Below are 14,889 nucleotides of genomic sequence, written 5' to 3'. Positions count from 1 at the left end.
TATTAATTTTGCACTATGTATAAAATCATTTTCTTTTTACTTATTTCTGCCATCACTTTTGCTCAGAATATCACTGACGATTTAGGGCATAAGCAAGGCAAGTGGTCACAAAATTACGACAACGGACAATTGCGCTATGAAGGTAGCTTTATTGATGATAAACCTTCAGGTATATTTTTGTACTATAACGAACGTGGTCTTTTAAAAGCCAATTTGGAATACTTTAACGAGGGTGAATATGCTTCAGCTCGTCTGTACCATTCCAACAATAAGGTCAAAGCAGTGGGACTTTATATACATGAACAGAAAGAACAGCTTTGGAAATATTACGACACTAGAGAAAATCTTATAAGAGAGGAGAATTACAAAAACGGTCAGTTAGAAGGGGAGACAACTTTATTTTATGCCGATGGTAATGTACTAGATAAGACGACCTATTCAGCAGGTAAAAAAGAGGGAAAAAGTCTGCAGTATTACAGGAACGGACAATTAAAGGTAAGTGCGAACTATGCAGCAAATAAATTAGAAGGCACATACACCCTTTACAATTCAGAAGGAGTGAAAAAATACCAAGGCAAATATTCAAACGATATCAAAGTGGGTATTTGGAAGTATTATAAAGACGATAAATCTTTTGATTATCAGATAGAATACATTGATGGAATCTCTCAAGGAAGGCAAGATGGATAAGAAAGAAAAAGTGTTAGTCGCCATGAGTGGTGGTATTGATAGTACCGTTACTGCTTTGATGCTACATGAGCAAGGTTATGAGGTGGTTGGTATAACAATGAAGACATGGGATTATGTCAATTCTGGTGGCTCGAACAAGGAAACAGGCTGTTGCAGTTTGGACTCCATAAACGATGCTCGTCAGTTGGCGGTAGATTGCGGTTTTCCCCATATAATACTCGATATTCGTAATGAATTTGGTGATTATATCATTGATAACTTCGTGGACGAATACATTGCAGGTAGAACACCTAACCCTTGCGTATTGTGCAATACACACATCAAGTGGGAAGCTCTTTTAAAACGTGCCGATCAATTGGGTTGTAAATACATTGCTACTGGACATTATGCACAGGTAAGGGAGGAAAATGGTCGTTATGTGGTATCTAAGGGTATTGACGAATGGAAAGACCAATCTTATGTCCTTTGGGGGCTTTCTCAAGAGTGTTTGAGCAGAACCATTTTTCCTATGGGGCAATACCATAAAGACGATATCAAGCAGATGGCTATTGATAGAGGTTATGAGGAATTGGCAAAGAAACCTGAGAGTTATGAAATTTGCTTTATTCCAGATAACGACTATAGAGGCTTTTTAAAGCGTAAAGTTGAGGGTTTAGAAGAGCAGGTTAAAGGAGGAAACTTCATCAATACCAAGGGAGAGGTGATAGGTACTCACGACGGTTATCCTTTTTACACCATTGGTCAGCGTAAACTGGGTGTTTCATTCGGATTAGAAGCCTCTTATGTTGTAGAAATAAAGCCAGAAACGAATGAAGTAGTGGTTGGTACAAAAGAAGATTTGAACAAGCAAGAAATGATTGTTAAAGGCTTAAACTTTATCAAGTACGACCGTATTCCTAATGACTTTGAAAGTTTAACCAAAGTACGCTACAAGCATAAAGGGGAGCAGTCCACCTTGACCAATCTTGATAACGAAATAAAAGTACTGTTTCATAAGAAAGTAGAAGGTATTGCACCGGGACAATCGGCAGTGTTTTACGAAGGTAATGATGTATTGGGAGGAGGTTTCATAGCTAAAAAATGAGACTTTTAACTTTCCTCATATTATTTCCAATACTAGCCTTTTCACAAGATAGTCTCTCTGTAAAACTATGGATTGCTTTCGAAGACAAAGGCAGTCACTTAGTAAGTGACTTTTCACCTTTAGATTTATTTTCTCAAAGAGCTATTGACCGCCGAGAAAAACAAAATATACCTTTACATTATTCCGATTTGCCCATACCTACGAGTTACCTTTTGACCTTACAAGATTTGGGATTTACAATCCTCAACAAAAGCAAATGGTTTAATGGTGTAACAGCCTTATATTCAGGTAATAATGCAGACGCTTTGCTTGCGTTAGATTTTGTGAAACAAGTGGATACATTACAAATTTTCTTTGATTTATTAGGCGGCAGACAATCGTCAAAATTCGATGATATCGTTTTTGAAAATGATTATGGTGATGCAAGAAATCAGATAGAAATGATTGAGGGTGTTAGCCTGCATGAGCAAGGCTATCAAGGTCAAGGGATGCATATAGCAGTTTTAGATGCTGGTTTTAGAAATACGGATTGGATAGATGCTTTTGAGCATTTGTTTGCTAATAATCAGATTCTTGGTACATGGGATTATGTAGATGGAGAAAGTTCTGTTTACGAGGATAATTATCACGGTATGTCTGTTCTTTCAGTTATGGGAGGCTATATACAAGATGAATTTAGGGGTACTGCTCCAAAAGCCAGTTATTGGCTTTTAAGAACTGAAGACGCTGGTAGTGAAACGCTTATTGAAGAATACAATTGGGCAGTAGCTGCCGAATTTGCCGACAGTGTAGGGGTAGATATCATCAATTCTTCCCTAGGTTATACGACCTTTGATATAGAATCTCAAAACCATACCTATGCTGATTTGGATGGAAAGACTACGGTCATTACTCGTGCTGCTACTATGGCGAGTAGAAAGGGAATGATTGTATGCAATTCGGCGGGTAATTCGGGCAATAACCCTTGGTATTATATTGGTGCCCCTGCCGATGCAGATAGTATTCTGAGTGTGGGTTCGGTCTATGGGGACAGACAAGTATCCTCTTTTTCTTCTTATGGTCCATCTTCAGACGGTAGAGTCAAGCCATCTGTTTCAGCTCAAGGGGGTAACACTACGGTTATTACATCTAGTAATGCTATATCTACTAGCAATGGCACTTCTTTCTCATCGCCTATTATTGCAGGAATGACGGCTTGTTTGTGGCAATCGCACTACGATAAGAGTAATATGCAAATTATAGATGCTATTATACAGAGTGCCCACCTTTATCAGAATCCTGACGAGCAATTGGGTTACGGTATTCCCAACTATGCTTTAGCGAATGCTTTATTACTAGCTCTTGAAGATGTAGAAGAAGTGGCTTTAGATATTTATCCTAATCCAGTACAATGCAATGCTGTCGCTTATCTTTATACAGCTAATAATACGGATATATCTTATCGTTTAATAGATATGCAAGGGCGAGTAATTATGGAAGATAATATCGCTTGGTCTTATACTATGATGCCTATTGAAATCCCTTCTTTACAATCAGGTATTTATTTGCTTGAGGCTACTGTAGGAAATGAGGTGCGTGTGGAAAGACTAAACATTGTGGATTAAGTCTTCATTAGCTTTAAAAGTTTCAAACCTCGTGCTCTATATCCAGCACTTTTATTAGCCATATTATTCTCTAAAATACTGCTTAATTCTTGATGAATCCAATCTATTTCTTTTCCAAAAATGTATAAAATCATCATAGCATAGGCGTCAACAGCTAGTTTTTCATTGCTTATCATCCAGTCAAAACAACAACTTATCAATTGTTCTTTATGTTTTGGTGTGAGCTTAGTTTTTATGATGCCGTCATTTTCGTAATCCAAAGCGATGAGTTCGCCTATTTTGGCGCACGGGCGTTTGGCACTATCAAATTTTACTTTATCCATATTTTGAATAAAGGTATCTAGGTAAGGAATGATGTGATTTAAGGATTCTTTACAGACGAGTTCTAAAATCCAAGCGGCTCGAATAGATAATTTGACCTTTATTTCAAAGGTAAGTTCAATAAGTAAAGGAATATTGGATTTGTCATTTAAGACATATTGACAAGCCTTATTTCTATGAACTAAAGCCGCATTTTGCATAACAGTTAATTCATGGATAAGAGCTTCTTTTTTCATCTCACCTTAACAACAAACATCTTTTGAGTGCTGATAAAACCTTCTAGCACATCGCCATTTGCTACTTGTCCAACACCAGCAGGTGTTCCTGTATAGATAAGGTCACCAATCTTAAGGGTGTAAAACTGCGAGATATAAGCAATGATTTTATCGAAATTAAAGAGCATATCTTTAGAATTGCCTTCTTGAACGTTATCCCCATTTTTACTTAATGAAAAACCGATGTTGTTTATATCCAATTCTTCTTTGTTTATGAATGTACGGCTGATAACTGCCGAGCCATCAAAACCTTTGGCTCTTTCCCATGGTAAACCCTTAGCTTTAACCTCTTCTTGAATGTCCCTTGCAGTAAAGTCTATTCCTAGACCAATCTCACTGTAGTACTTATGAGCAAATTGCTCTTCGATGTGTTTGCCTAGACGATTGATTTTAATTACTAATTCTACCTCGTAATGCACATTGTTTGTGAAATCAGGAATAAAAAAAGGGTGACCTTTGGGCGAAATAGCAGTATCTGGCTTGAGAAAGAATACGGGTTCACTAGGGATAGCATTGCCCAATTCTTTGGCGTGATTGACATAATTTCTTCCTATACAAATGATTTTCATACCTGCTTTTTTCTATTGCCGTCTTTATCAAAAATGGTTTTCAATTGTTGTTCTATCAATATTCCTCCAATAATTAATCCAGCGACTAAAAAAATAGTAGCGTAAAGAATTGTTTTATCAAATGCTATATTAAAAACAATTCCTATCAATTGAAAGATACAAGTAATAGCCGAAACTAAAAGCATCATATAAGGACTTCTTTTATTGGCTTCGTTCCAAGTATCTTGATTCTTCATAGATAATGTGGTCCTGTGTCCATAAATCAAATTAATTTTTTTAGGAGGGAAATAGAAGAAAATAAGACTTAATACTAACAGTAATGGACCTATTAAAAGATGTAGAAAAATATTAGAACTTTCTTCCATTTTAGAAATCTCTGAGTTTAATTTGAGTCAGTACTTTCTTGGTGTATAGGGGGAAATCGGCTTGTTGAATCCAAGAGAAATAGCCCGGATTGGTTTGCAATACACTAACAACGGTTTGTCCTTTGTATTTGCCAAATGAAAAACATTCTTCGTTGTCCTCATTAAAGACAATGAATCCTGCCATATCAGCAAAAGGTTTTCCTCGAGTAGAAAATTCAGATAGAAAATCAATATCGTTTTCTAATTCATCATATCTATCGAGTTGAGCCGTTAGAATTTCATAAGTCGCTTGTGTATCGGCTTCAGCGCTATGGGCGTTTTCTAGGTCTTTTTCACAATAGAATTTGTAGGCAGCCGAAAGGGTACGCTGTTCCATTTTGTGGAAAATGTTTTGCACATCTACTGCCTTGCGTTTTTTCATGTCAAAATCCAAGTCAGCTCTCAGGAATTCTTCAGCCAACAAGGGGATATCAAAACGGTTAGAATTGTAACCAGCTAGGTCGCATCCTTCCATCATGTTTTTAATGTCATGAGCTAATTCTTTAAAAGTAGGCTCGTTGGCAACTTTAGCATCGTCAATTCCATGAACGGCAGTAGTTTCTGCAGGAATGGGTATGGTAGGATTTACCAACCATGTTTTACTTTCTTTGTTGCCGTTAGGGTGTACTTTATAGATAGATATCTCTACAATTCTGTCTTTGGCAACAGCCACACCTGTTGTTTCTAAATCGAAAAATACAATTGGCTTTTTAAGTGTTAATTCCATAAGATATTTTAAATGCTAGTGTTATCGTCAAATTGTTCAAGGTAATCGGCTACTTTTCTAAGAAAACTGCCACCTAGTGCACCATCAACTACTCTATGGTCGTAAGATAGGGATAAGAACATCATATGACGTATTCCTATTAAATCGCCGTGAGGTGTTTCTATAACTGCTGGTTTCTTCTTTATTGCACCAACCGCCATAATGGCTACTTGAGGCTGATTAATAATTGGCGTACCCATAACATTACCAAAAGAACCGACATTAGTCAGGGTAAAAGTACCGCCTTGTATTTCATCAGGTTTCAGTTGGTTGTTACGTGCTCTGTTTGCCAAATCGTTAACCGTTTTGGTAATGCCCATTAAATTCATCTGGTCAGCACCTTTGACCACAGGGACAATCAAATTACCTGAGGGTAGGGCTGCCGCCATACCAATATTGATATCTTTATGAACTACGATATTTGTACCATCTACCGATACGTTTATCATAGGAAAATCTTTAATGGCTTTGGCTACTGCTTCTATAAAGATAGGTGTAAAGGTAATGTTCTGTCCTTCACGTTTTTTGAAGTCGTCTTTGATTCTGTTTCTCCAATTTACAAGAGTTGTAACGTCAGCTTCTACAAAGGAAGTAACGTGTGGAGAGGTTTGCTTGGACATAATCATATGGTCTGCAATGAGCTTTCTCATACGGTCCATTTCAACAATTTCTTTATCGCCACTCATACTCACTTTGGGTGGTGTGCTTGTTGCTGCTTTTGGTGTTGGAGTAGGGGATGGTGTTGGTACTTTTGGAGCTTCAACAGTAGGTGCTGACGTGCCTTTGTTTTGTAGGTAGTCCAACAAATCGGTTTTAGTAACTCTTCCATCTTTCCCGCTACCAGTAATTTGATCAAGATCAGCAATGCTTAACCCTTCCTCACTAGCAATAGAACGTACCAGTGGAGAATAAAAACGTTCACCTTTATTTTCTATTTTTTGTACACTTTCTTTGACTTGGGCAATCTCTTCTTCTATCTTCTGGGCTACTTCTGGAGTAGAAGCAGGGCTTTCTGGCATTTTTTCTTGAGTGGCTGGTTCATTACTTTCCTCAGCAGAAGTTTCAATAATAGCAAAAGGCTCACCAACTTTCACGACAGCATCGACATCAAAAAGTTTTTCTACCAACACACCTTCTAGAGAAGATGGCACTTCTGAATCGACTTTGTCGGTTGCAATCTCAACAATGGTTTCATCCATTTCAATGGTTTCGCCTACTTCTTTATGCCAACTGATGATAGTAGCTTCTGCTACACTTTCGCCCATTTTCGGCATTATTAACTCGATTTTTGCCATTTAAAAGTGTGTTAGTTTGTGTGGCTAAATTAGTAAAATATATCACTTAATCATCACCCTTTTTTAAGAAGTAATCTTCTAAAATAATTAAAAACACCGTGTAGAATTATTAAGGTATTGATTCCCAAATGATAAAGTGGATAAGAATAGGGGTAATGCTTTTTAGAGAAAATTTTCATAGCACCATAAAAGCGTTCGATATATTTAAAACTGTAAGTATCGGTGCTTTCTCCTTTGTAATGTAAAATAGAAATAGTCCCTAGATAATAATTGTCATATCCAGCTTGTTGTATGCGGTAAGAGAAGTCGATGTCTTCGCCGTACATAAAGAATTGCTCATCTAAGCCATTTACTTCATCAACTATGGATTTCTTAATCCAGATGAAAGCCCCAGCCAACACATCGACTTTATGATTTTCATCTTTATTCAAATGACCAAGATAATAACCATTGAAATAGGCTGATTTGGGAAATAAGCGATTGAGAAAGCTCAACCTTAACAAAGAATCTTTAGGGGTAGGAAAGCCTCGTTTGGATTCTTTGAGGAAATTAGAATTTGCATCTAGCATCTGAACACCAATACCGCCACAGTTGGTGTTTTCAGAGCAGAATTTCATGCAATCGTTAAAAGTCTGTTCGTAAACTAGGGTGTCAGGGTTGAGGATTAAAATATATTGTCCTTTAGCTTGAGCAATACCTTGATTGTTGGCAGTAGAAAAACCAACATTTTTAGAGTTAGCAATGAGTTTAACGCCTTTAAATTCTTCTTGAAGCATTTTTACAGACCCATCACTAGAAGCATTGTCTACCACAATTATTTCTGTGTCTAGCTTGAGTGCTGCCTTTTGCACACTTAACAAACAATCTCTGAGGAGATTTTTGACATTATAATTAACAATGATAACCGACAATTGCATAGTCGCAAAGATAGAATTTAAGTTGAATTACAAGGATTGCTCTTTGTCAATAACTCTAAATCAATATCATTATTTTTTACATTGTTTCTCTTATTTTTGTTTTATGAACTTTTCCTCTAAACTGATACAAGATGCAGTAGAACAGTTTGCCAAGTTACCAGGCATAGGCCGTAAATCGGCTATGCGTTTGGCTTTACATCTTTTGAAAATGGATAAAGATGAAGTACGTGATTTTGGTGAGGCTTTTATCGATCTGAGAAGTAAAATTTCTTATTGTAAATCTTGCCATAACATTTCAGATATAGAGTTGTGTGAGTTGTGTTCCAATCCCAATCGTGAAGATAGTATTTTGTGTGTTGTTGAAGATATACGTGACGTAATGGCTATTGAAAACACACATCAGTTTAAGGGTAAATACCATGTTTTGGGAGGAATCATTTCTCCTATGGACGGCATAGGACCAGCCGACCTCAATATAGAAACTTTGATTACTAAAGTGGCTAGTGGCAAGGTCAAAGAGGTTATAATGGCATTGAGTACAACTATGGAAGGGGATACTACTAATTTTTACCTCTTTAAACGATTGAAGGAATACGATGTCAAAATGAGTGTTATTGCTCGTGGTATTTCAGTAGGAGACGAGCTTGAATATGCCGATGAAGTGACTCTTGGTCGTTCCATAGTCAATAGAACACCTTACGAAAACTCTCTAGCTTAAAGATATGACACCTATTCTTATACTTTCTATCGTTGCAGCTTATTTTATTGTGCTTATTCTCATTTCCTATTTTACAGGTAAAAGCGATAGCAACGATGCTTTTTTCTTAGGCAACAAACAGTCGCCTTGGTACATTGTTTCTTTCGGAATGATAGGGGCAACACTCTCTGGGGTGACCTTTATTTCTGTTCCGGGCTGGGTGGCCGACAGTCAATTCAGTTATATGCAGATGATTTTGGGTATGACGGCAGGATATTTTGTCATAGCCAACGTTTTAATGCCCATTTATTACCGCATGAACTTAACCTCTATTTATGCTTATCTGGGCGATAGGTTTGGTGCAAGTACGCATAAGACAGGGGCTTTTTTCTTCTTACTTTCTAGAACTATAGGTGCATCTTTTCGTTTGTATTTGGTGGCTAACGTTATGCAAATAGCCATTTTTGATGCTTGGAATGTGCCTTTTTGGCTGACGGTATCATTAACTATTGTACTTATCTGGATTTACACTTTTAGAAGTGGTATCAAAACCATTATATGGACAGACACTCTACAGACTCTATTTATGCTTTTGGCAGTAGGGGTGAGTATATGGCTGATTTCTGATAAAATGGATTTAGGTTTGTTGGATTTGACTCAAACGATTAGACAGAGCGATTACTCTCAGATATTCTTTTGGGAGGGCAAACAGCACTTTTTAAAACAATTCCTTTCGGGTGCTTTTTTGGCTATTGTAATGACGGGCTTAGATCAAGATATGATGCAAAAGAACCTATCTTGTAGGAGTTTGTCGGACGCTAAAAAGAATATGTATTCCTTTAGTGTGGTGCTAATCGTTGCGAATATTTTTTTCTTGGCTTTAGGGGCTTTATTGTATCTCTATGCCGAACAAATAGGTATGGACATTAGCAAAGGCGATGATTTATTCCCTCTAGTCGCTTTAAAAGCCGATTTAGGTTTAGGGGTTGGTATCTTCTTTATACTGGGCTTAATAGCTGCCGCTTATTCTAGTGCCGACTCTGCGTTAACTTCTTTGACAACCTCCTTTTGTATTGATTTCTTAAATATTGAGCAGAAAGAAGACAGACAACAAGTGCAAACTAGGAAATGGGTACATGTGGGCTTTTCTTTATTGTTGGTAGTGGCTATACTCATTTTTAAAGCTATTAACGACGATAGTGTTATTTCGGCTCTCTTTAAGGTTGCAGGTTATACCTATGGACCTTTGTTGGGACTGTTTGCTTTTGGTATTTTCACAAAATGGAATATTAAAGATAGGGCAGTGCCTATTGTGGCTGTTTTATCTCCTGTAATAGCCTATGTCTTACAGTTGTATATTCCTTTTGGCTTCGAATTACTGATGGTCAATGGAGGGATTACGTTCTTAGGGTTGTGTCTATTAATTAAAAGAGCTTAAAAACGTTTGCCGATAGTAATACCTCCAATGAAGTCGATACTCATAGGATAGCCTAAATTACCTTGAAAATTTTCATAAACATCTTTATTGTTAAAGTCTTTTGATAGACCACTCATAATTTGGATAAAATAGTTTTTACTGTTTAGATATTTATAGCCAAAGGCTACGCCTAATCCTGTTTTACGAAATTTTTTACGAAATTGAAGAGGTAGATAAATTTCATCTTTGTATATATAAAAAAGGTCGAAATTTAGATGTGTTTCAATATAAAAAGTTGAATGGGTTTTTCCAAAATACACTCTATGATAAGGTCGAATAATTTGTTTATAATAGTATTGTGGACTTACAAGTGTATATTCATATTTTTCATTTCCAAAATAATTGCCAATATTTATACCAACAGAATGATTATTATTTAAAAGCCTTTCGTAGCTTATAACAGGTCTTTTATATAGTATGTTAAGTGGGTTTATTGAAATCTCATTTTTTTGAGAGTATGCCGAAATACTAGATAATATAAGGCTTATTAATAATATTTTTTTCATAATCAAATGGCTTTAATGTTATTGGTTTAGAAACGTTTTCCTATAGAAAGTAATGCTGTGAATCGATAGCTTAGGTTAACTGAATGAAATCCAGATGAATATTTATTTTTAAAATCTTTTGAAACTCCAGTTTTCAATTGAAAAACAAAGTTTTTAGTAGAAACTTTTTTGTATCCAATATTAAACCCTAATCCGATTTTATTGAATGCTGAATCTAATCTTATTGGATCATCATAAAAGTTGTAGTGATAAGGGTTGTGGTAGTAAAGCTTATCAAAACTGAGATGACTTTCAAAATAAATTTTGTTGTAATTCTCGCCAAAATACAAGCGGTAAAATGGTCTAATAATATTTTTTTCAAAAATATCATGATCCATAATTTTTATTCTATTCTTATCAGTATTTTCTCCAAAATGCATTCCTAAATCTATTCCAACAGAATGAACACCATCTTTAAAAAGCCTTTCATAAGTTATTGTCGGTTTCACAAAAAAAATAGACACCGGACTTATAGTAACTTCATTTTTAGCCTCTTTTTTCTGTTGAGCGAAGCATATAATAGCAGAAAATAATAGGACGATTAGGAATAGTTTTTTCATAGTAGTTTGCTTTAAGATGATTCAAATATAGAAACTAATGAAAACTATTCAAATAGTTTTGGCTATAATGTCTGCCGCTGTCTATTAGTTTTTGTTTTTCTTCCTTTTTAAGTTCTTTAATCTTGGGCGAAATGCCTTCAGAAGATATAAATACTGTACGATTCCAATCTTCTTGCTTGAGCCCTTTATTATTTAGGTTTTCAATAACATAGTTATTCAAAGCCGATACATAATCATCGAGTTGATGTATTGCCATTGGAGCAAGCACTTGGTGCTTGTTGTCGTATTGTATTTGTTCGGCTCTTTCTATTTTGAAACCCAAGGTATTTGGGTTAATAATTCGTTTACCCTCAGAGATGCTATCGAATATTGTAATGGGGTAGTTTAAGACTATTCCTCCATCGACCATAATATCTAGTTCTTGGTTTTCTTTTGGCTTCTCGTAAACATTTACTAGACTATCTATAAATACCGCTTCAAAATAAAGAGGTATAGACATAGAAATACGTACAGCATCTTTTATTTTCATAGCTGGGTAGGTTTCTTTACTAAGTAGTAGAGATTTTTGTTTGTTTAGGCAAGTTGCCGTTACGTATAAATCGATGTACCCTTGTTGGCTAAGTTCTGAAAAAGTAATGTTCGGATTGGCGGTTTTGTTCTCTATAATTGTTGTTAGCCATTTATCAAATCGTTTGGCTTTATACCAGCCAAATTGTTTTTTCATTCTATATATGCCTCCAAAAAATAAGTATTTACCATTATTAAATTTATTCAATTTAGTTTGTGATATAATTTCACCGATTTCATCTGAAGAATATCCTAGAGCTAACATCATAGCCGTAATAGCTTCTGCCGAAGTACCACCTACTTTTTCTATTTGACTAATTAGCTTGTTGTTTTCCAATTCCTTAATAGCTCCTGCATAAGCTATACCACGCACTCCTGCACCTTCAAAAACTAAATTTTTAATGGTGTTTTGTGCATACAGTTGTTGACAAAAAAGAAGAATTAATAAGATGTTTTTCATGGCAAAACTAATTTTTAAGTTGCCGTTTTTTTATGTTGTGTATATAGCCTGTACACTATTGCTAGACCACTTATCATCATAGCCAAGGAAATCAGTTCAGCTTGAGTAATTTCTTGTCCGAATAGTATGTAGTTGGTATTGACTCTTATCTTTTCAATAAAGAAACGTTCTAGACCATTTACTATCATATATATACCGAATAACATTCCCGGAATATTAATGCGTTTGCGTAAGTACCACAGCAGAGTAAATAAGCCCAATGCCATTATAATTTCATAGATAGGAGTAGGGAAGACTGGATAAAGCAGTTCGTTACAATAATTACCAACACAACCTTCGATAGGAACACCAGCATTAATCACATTATTAGGGTAGGTATATGCCCACGCCCAATCGGGTAAAAAGCTTAGCCAATCGGGTTTTGGTGCTAGGTTAGTAATGCCCCAATCACCATCGCCAGAAAAGTGACATCCCATACGTCCAATACCATAGGCCAACATCAGCCCTGGTGCTGCTGCATCACTAATAACTTTATAGTGGATGCCGTATTTTTTAACGTAATAGATAACAGCTATTGCTCCACAAATTAAGCCTCCATAAAAGGTTAAGCCACTAAAGGATAACAATTGACCAACAGGGTCAGCCATAAAATCTCCAAAATTCTCAAGGTTATGGAAAATTTTAGCACCTAAAATACCAGCAATAGCCGCTATCATCGTTATGTTTCCTACCAATTGATAGGGGTGTACTGTTTCACTGATGGTTTTTGGGGTGTCTAACTCTTGTTTTTTAACTTCTTTGTACTTAGAATATGCGTTGAGTACAGCCCCTAAAATACCCCCTAAAATATGTCCGTCAGTAGATAAGATGATGGCTTGAGGATTAGCTACAAAATCCGAGTAATTGAGTGCGGCATAAATCAATTTATATGCGATAATAAACCCTACTGTAGCAGCAGAAAGGAGTTGTGTATTGCTTATTTTTTTTCCGATGACTTTGGAGCGTTGAATAGCTTTTATCAAGCCTATTTTTTCTTTACGTTTCAGTTCTAAAGATAAAGTCCAGCTAGAGAAAATAAAAGCTAGGGCAACAAAAAATCCAAAGGTCTGAATAGGTAGTGGAATGTATATACCAAAAAGGTCGTTGAGTAAGTAGCTGATGTTTGGATACATAAGGGTTTATTTAATTAGATTCAAAGATAAAAATTCCATTTTCATCTATAGTGTTTAGTTTTGTAGGCATCAGTTGGTTTATCCATTTTTCATTAAAAGGGGCTTTTACTCGAATGTAATTTTCAGTAAAGCCATACATAAAACCATCTTTATTTTCACTTTCAAAAAGTACAGTTCGTACACTGCCTTGTTGTTGCTCATAAAAGTGTCTTTTCTTCTTTGCAGAAAGGACTCTTAACATTTTACTTCTCTTGTGTCGAACACCTTTATCTACTGAATTTTCCATCTCTGCTGCTTCGGTATTGGCTCGTTCAGAATAGCTAAAAACGTGTAAGTAAGAAACGTCCAGTTCGTTGAGAAAGTTATAGGTTTTTAAAAAATGCTCTTCCGTTTCACCGGGAAAACCTACAATAACATCTACTCCAATACAGCAATGAGGCATCAAGGACTTGATAGTATTCACTCTATCCACATACAAATCGGTGAGGTAACGTCTTTTCATCTTCTTTAATATATGGTCAGATCCTGACTGTAAAGGAATATGAAAGTGGGGGACAAAGGCCTTAGAATTGGCTACAAATTCAATGGTTTCATTCTTTAAAAGGTTAGGTTCAATAGAAGAAATTCGAAGTCTATTTATACCTTCTACCTCATCTAAGTCTTTAACTAAATCAAGAAAGGTATGTTCGTGCTTTTTATTGCCAAATTCTCCTTTGCCATAATCGCCAATATTAACACCAGTAAGTACTATTTCTTGAATACCTTTTTCAGAAATGGATTGGGCATTATTAAGCACATTTTCTAGTTTATCGCTTCGGCTAATTCCTCTAGCCAATGGAATAGTACAATAAGTGCATTTGTAGTCACAACCATCTTGCACCTTTAAAAAGGCTCGAGTTCTGTCACCAATAGAATAGGCATCAACAAAGAAATTGGCATCGTCAATTTCACAAGAATGAATTTCAGTCTGCTGTTTTTTAGTTAAATCATTAAGGTAATGATTGAGTTTGAATTTTTCCGTTGCACCAAGAACCAAATCTACACCATCGATTTCAGATATTTGTTCTGGCTTAAGTTGGGCATAGCAGCCAACGATTACAATAAAAGCCTCAGGAGAAGTCTTTAAAGCGGTACGAACTAGGCGTTTACATTCTTTATCGGCATTTTCAGTTACCGAGCATGTGTTAATAACATAGATGTCAGCAACTTCCTTGAAATCAACCTTGTGATAGCCTTCTTGGGCTAATTGCCTAGAAATGGTAGAGGTTTCTGAAAAGTTAAGTTTACAACCTTGGGTATAATATGCTACTGTAGACTGATTATCCATTTGCTGCAAAATTAACTTTTTCTATTGTTTATAGGGGATAAGTTTACTTAGAATGCAAAAAAAATACAAATAGTGTAACCTTTACAATATGTTAGCCGTAAAATAAAATGCTGACCAAAGCATAATGTTGTTTTTTTAAGTTTTTTGAAAATTCATTTT

The 14,889-nt window shown here is 35.8% G+C and carries 16 protein-coding genes; 5 read left to right on the top strand and 11 right to left on the bottom strand.

The genetic code is table 11. The features are described from left to right. Positions 1 to 15 precede the first annotated feature (15 nt). The 3 genes from P8I29_05905 to P8I29_05895 are packed head-to-tail and all read left to right on the top strand — an operon-like array spanning position 16 to position 3,378. Positions 16 to 690, top strand: a complete 675-nt coding sequence (locus P8I29_05905) for a toxin-antitoxin system YwqK family antitoxin (GenBank protein ID MDG1917337.1) — start codon at positions 16 to 18, stop codon at positions 688 to 690. After that, complete coding sequence (gene mnmA / locus P8I29_05900) at positions 659 to 1,774, top strand: tRNA 2-thiouridine(34) synthase MnmA (protein MDG1917336.1); 1,116 nt, start codon at positions 659 to 661, stop codon at positions 1,772 to 1,774. Before P8I29_05905 ends, mnmA begins: the two co-directional genes overlap by 32 nt. Then, positions 1,771 to 3,378, top strand: a complete 1,608-nt coding sequence (locus tag P8I29_05895; GenBank protein ID MDG1917335.1) for a S8 family serine peptidase — start codon at positions 1,771 to 1,773, stop codon at positions 3,376 to 3,378. Before mnmA ends, P8I29_05895 begins: the two co-directional genes overlap by 4 nt. On the opposite strand, the gene P8I29_05890 is transcribed toward P8I29_05895, so the two are convergent. Genes P8I29_05890 through P8I29_05865 form a run of 6 tightly spaced genes read right to left on the bottom strand, consistent with a single transcriptional unit; the run spans position 3,375 to position 7,925 of the window. Further along, on the bottom strand, positions 3,375 to 3,935 hold the full coding sequence (locus P8I29_05890; protein MDG1917334.1) for an adenylosuccinate lyase: 561 nt from the start codon (positions 3,933 to 3,935) through the stop codon (positions 3,375 to 3,377). The genes P8I29_05895 and P8I29_05890 overlap by 4 nt on opposite strands. Next, entirely contained in the window at positions 3,932 to 4,543 is a 612-nt protein-coding gene (locus P8I29_05885; protein MDG1917333.1) for a fumarylacetoacetate hydrolase family protein, read from the bottom strand. Before P8I29_05885 ends, P8I29_05890 begins: the two co-directional genes overlap by 4 nt. Next, on the bottom strand, positions 4,540 to 4,908 hold the full coding sequence (locus P8I29_05880; GenBank protein MDG1917332.1) for an SdpI family protein: 369 nt from the start codon (positions 4,906 to 4,908) through the stop codon (positions 4,540 to 4,542). The genes P8I29_05885 and P8I29_05880 overlap by 4 nt, the downstream gene beginning before the upstream one ends. 1 nt (position 4,909) lies before the next feature. Continuing rightward, complete coding sequence (locus P8I29_05875) at positions 4,910 to 5,674, bottom strand: exonuclease domain-containing protein (protein MDG1917331.1); 765 nt, start codon at positions 5,672 to 5,674, stop codon at positions 4,910 to 4,912. Between the two features lie 8 nt (positions 5,675 to 5,682). Then, on the bottom strand, positions 5,683 to 7,008 hold the full coding sequence (locus tag P8I29_05870; protein MDG1917330.1) for a dihydrolipoamide acetyltransferase family protein: 1,326 nt from the start codon (positions 7,006 to 7,008) through the stop codon (positions 5,683 to 5,685). 53 nt (positions 7,009 to 7,061) lie between these two features. Continuing rightward, on the bottom strand, positions 7,062 to 7,925 hold the full coding sequence (locus P8I29_05865; GenBank protein ID MDG1917329.1) for a glycosyltransferase family 2 protein: 864 nt from the start codon (positions 7,923 to 7,925) through the stop codon (positions 7,062 to 7,064). Positions 7,926 to 8,028: 103 nt separating this feature from the next. Between P8I29_05865 and recR the strand changes: the two genes are divergently transcribed. Continuing rightward, complete coding sequence (recR, locus tag P8I29_05860) at positions 8,029 to 8,643, top strand: recombination mediator RecR (protein MDG1917328.1); 615 nt, start codon at positions 8,029 to 8,031, stop codon at positions 8,641 to 8,643. A 4-nt stretch (positions 8,644 to 8,647) separates the two neighbouring features. Then, entirely contained in the window at positions 8,648 to 10,060 is a 1,413-nt protein-coding gene (locus P8I29_05855; GenBank protein ID MDG1917327.1) for a sodium:solute symporter, read from the top strand. Here the strand turns inward: P8I29_05855 and P8I29_05850 are convergent. The 5 genes from P8I29_05850 to mtaB are packed head-to-tail and all read right to left on the bottom strand — an operon-like array spanning position 10,057 to position 14,730. Beyond that, positions 10,057 to 10,605, bottom strand: coding sequence for a hypothetical protein (locus P8I29_05850; GenBank protein MDG1917326.1), 549 nt, complete (start codon positions 10,603 to 10,605; stop codon positions 10,057 to 10,059). The two genes, P8I29_05855 and P8I29_05850, sit on opposite strands and share 4 nt — an antisense overlap. 26 nt (positions 10,606 to 10,631) lie before the next feature. Continuing rightward, positions 10,632 to 11,204, bottom strand: coding sequence for a hypothetical protein (locus tag P8I29_05845; protein MDG1917325.1), 573 nt, complete (start codon positions 11,202 to 11,204; stop codon positions 10,632 to 10,634). Between the two features lie 34 nt (positions 11,205 to 11,238). Continuing rightward, on the bottom strand, positions 11,239 to 12,231 hold the full coding sequence (locus P8I29_05840) for a patatin-like phospholipase family protein (protein MDG1917324.1): 993 nt from the start codon (positions 12,229 to 12,231) through the stop codon (positions 11,239 to 11,241). A gap of 14 nt (positions 12,232 to 12,245) precedes the next feature. Beyond that, positions 12,246 to 13,403: a prolipoprotein diacylglyceryl transferase gene (locus P8I29_05835; protein ID MDG1917323.1), complete on the bottom strand. Its 1,158-nt coding sequence runs from the start codon at positions 13,401 to 13,403 to the stop codon at positions 12,246 to 12,248. Positions 13,404 to 13,413: 10 nt separating this feature from the next. Further along, positions 13,414 to 14,730: a tRNA (N(6)-L-threonylcarbamoyladenosine(37)-C(2))-methylthiotransferase MtaB gene (gene mtaB / locus P8I29_05830; GenBank protein MDG1917322.1), complete on the bottom strand. Its 1,317-nt coding sequence runs from the start codon at positions 14,728 to 14,730 to the stop codon at positions 13,414 to 13,416. Positions 14,731 to 14,889 lie beyond the last annotated feature (159 nt).

This window comes from Flavobacteriales bacterium (assembly GCA_029248105.1).
Classification (GTDB): domain Bacteria; phylum Bacteroidota; class Bacteroidia; order Flavobacteriales; family UBA7312; genus UBA8444.
This window is presented reverse-complemented; position numbering and strand designations above follow the sequence as displayed.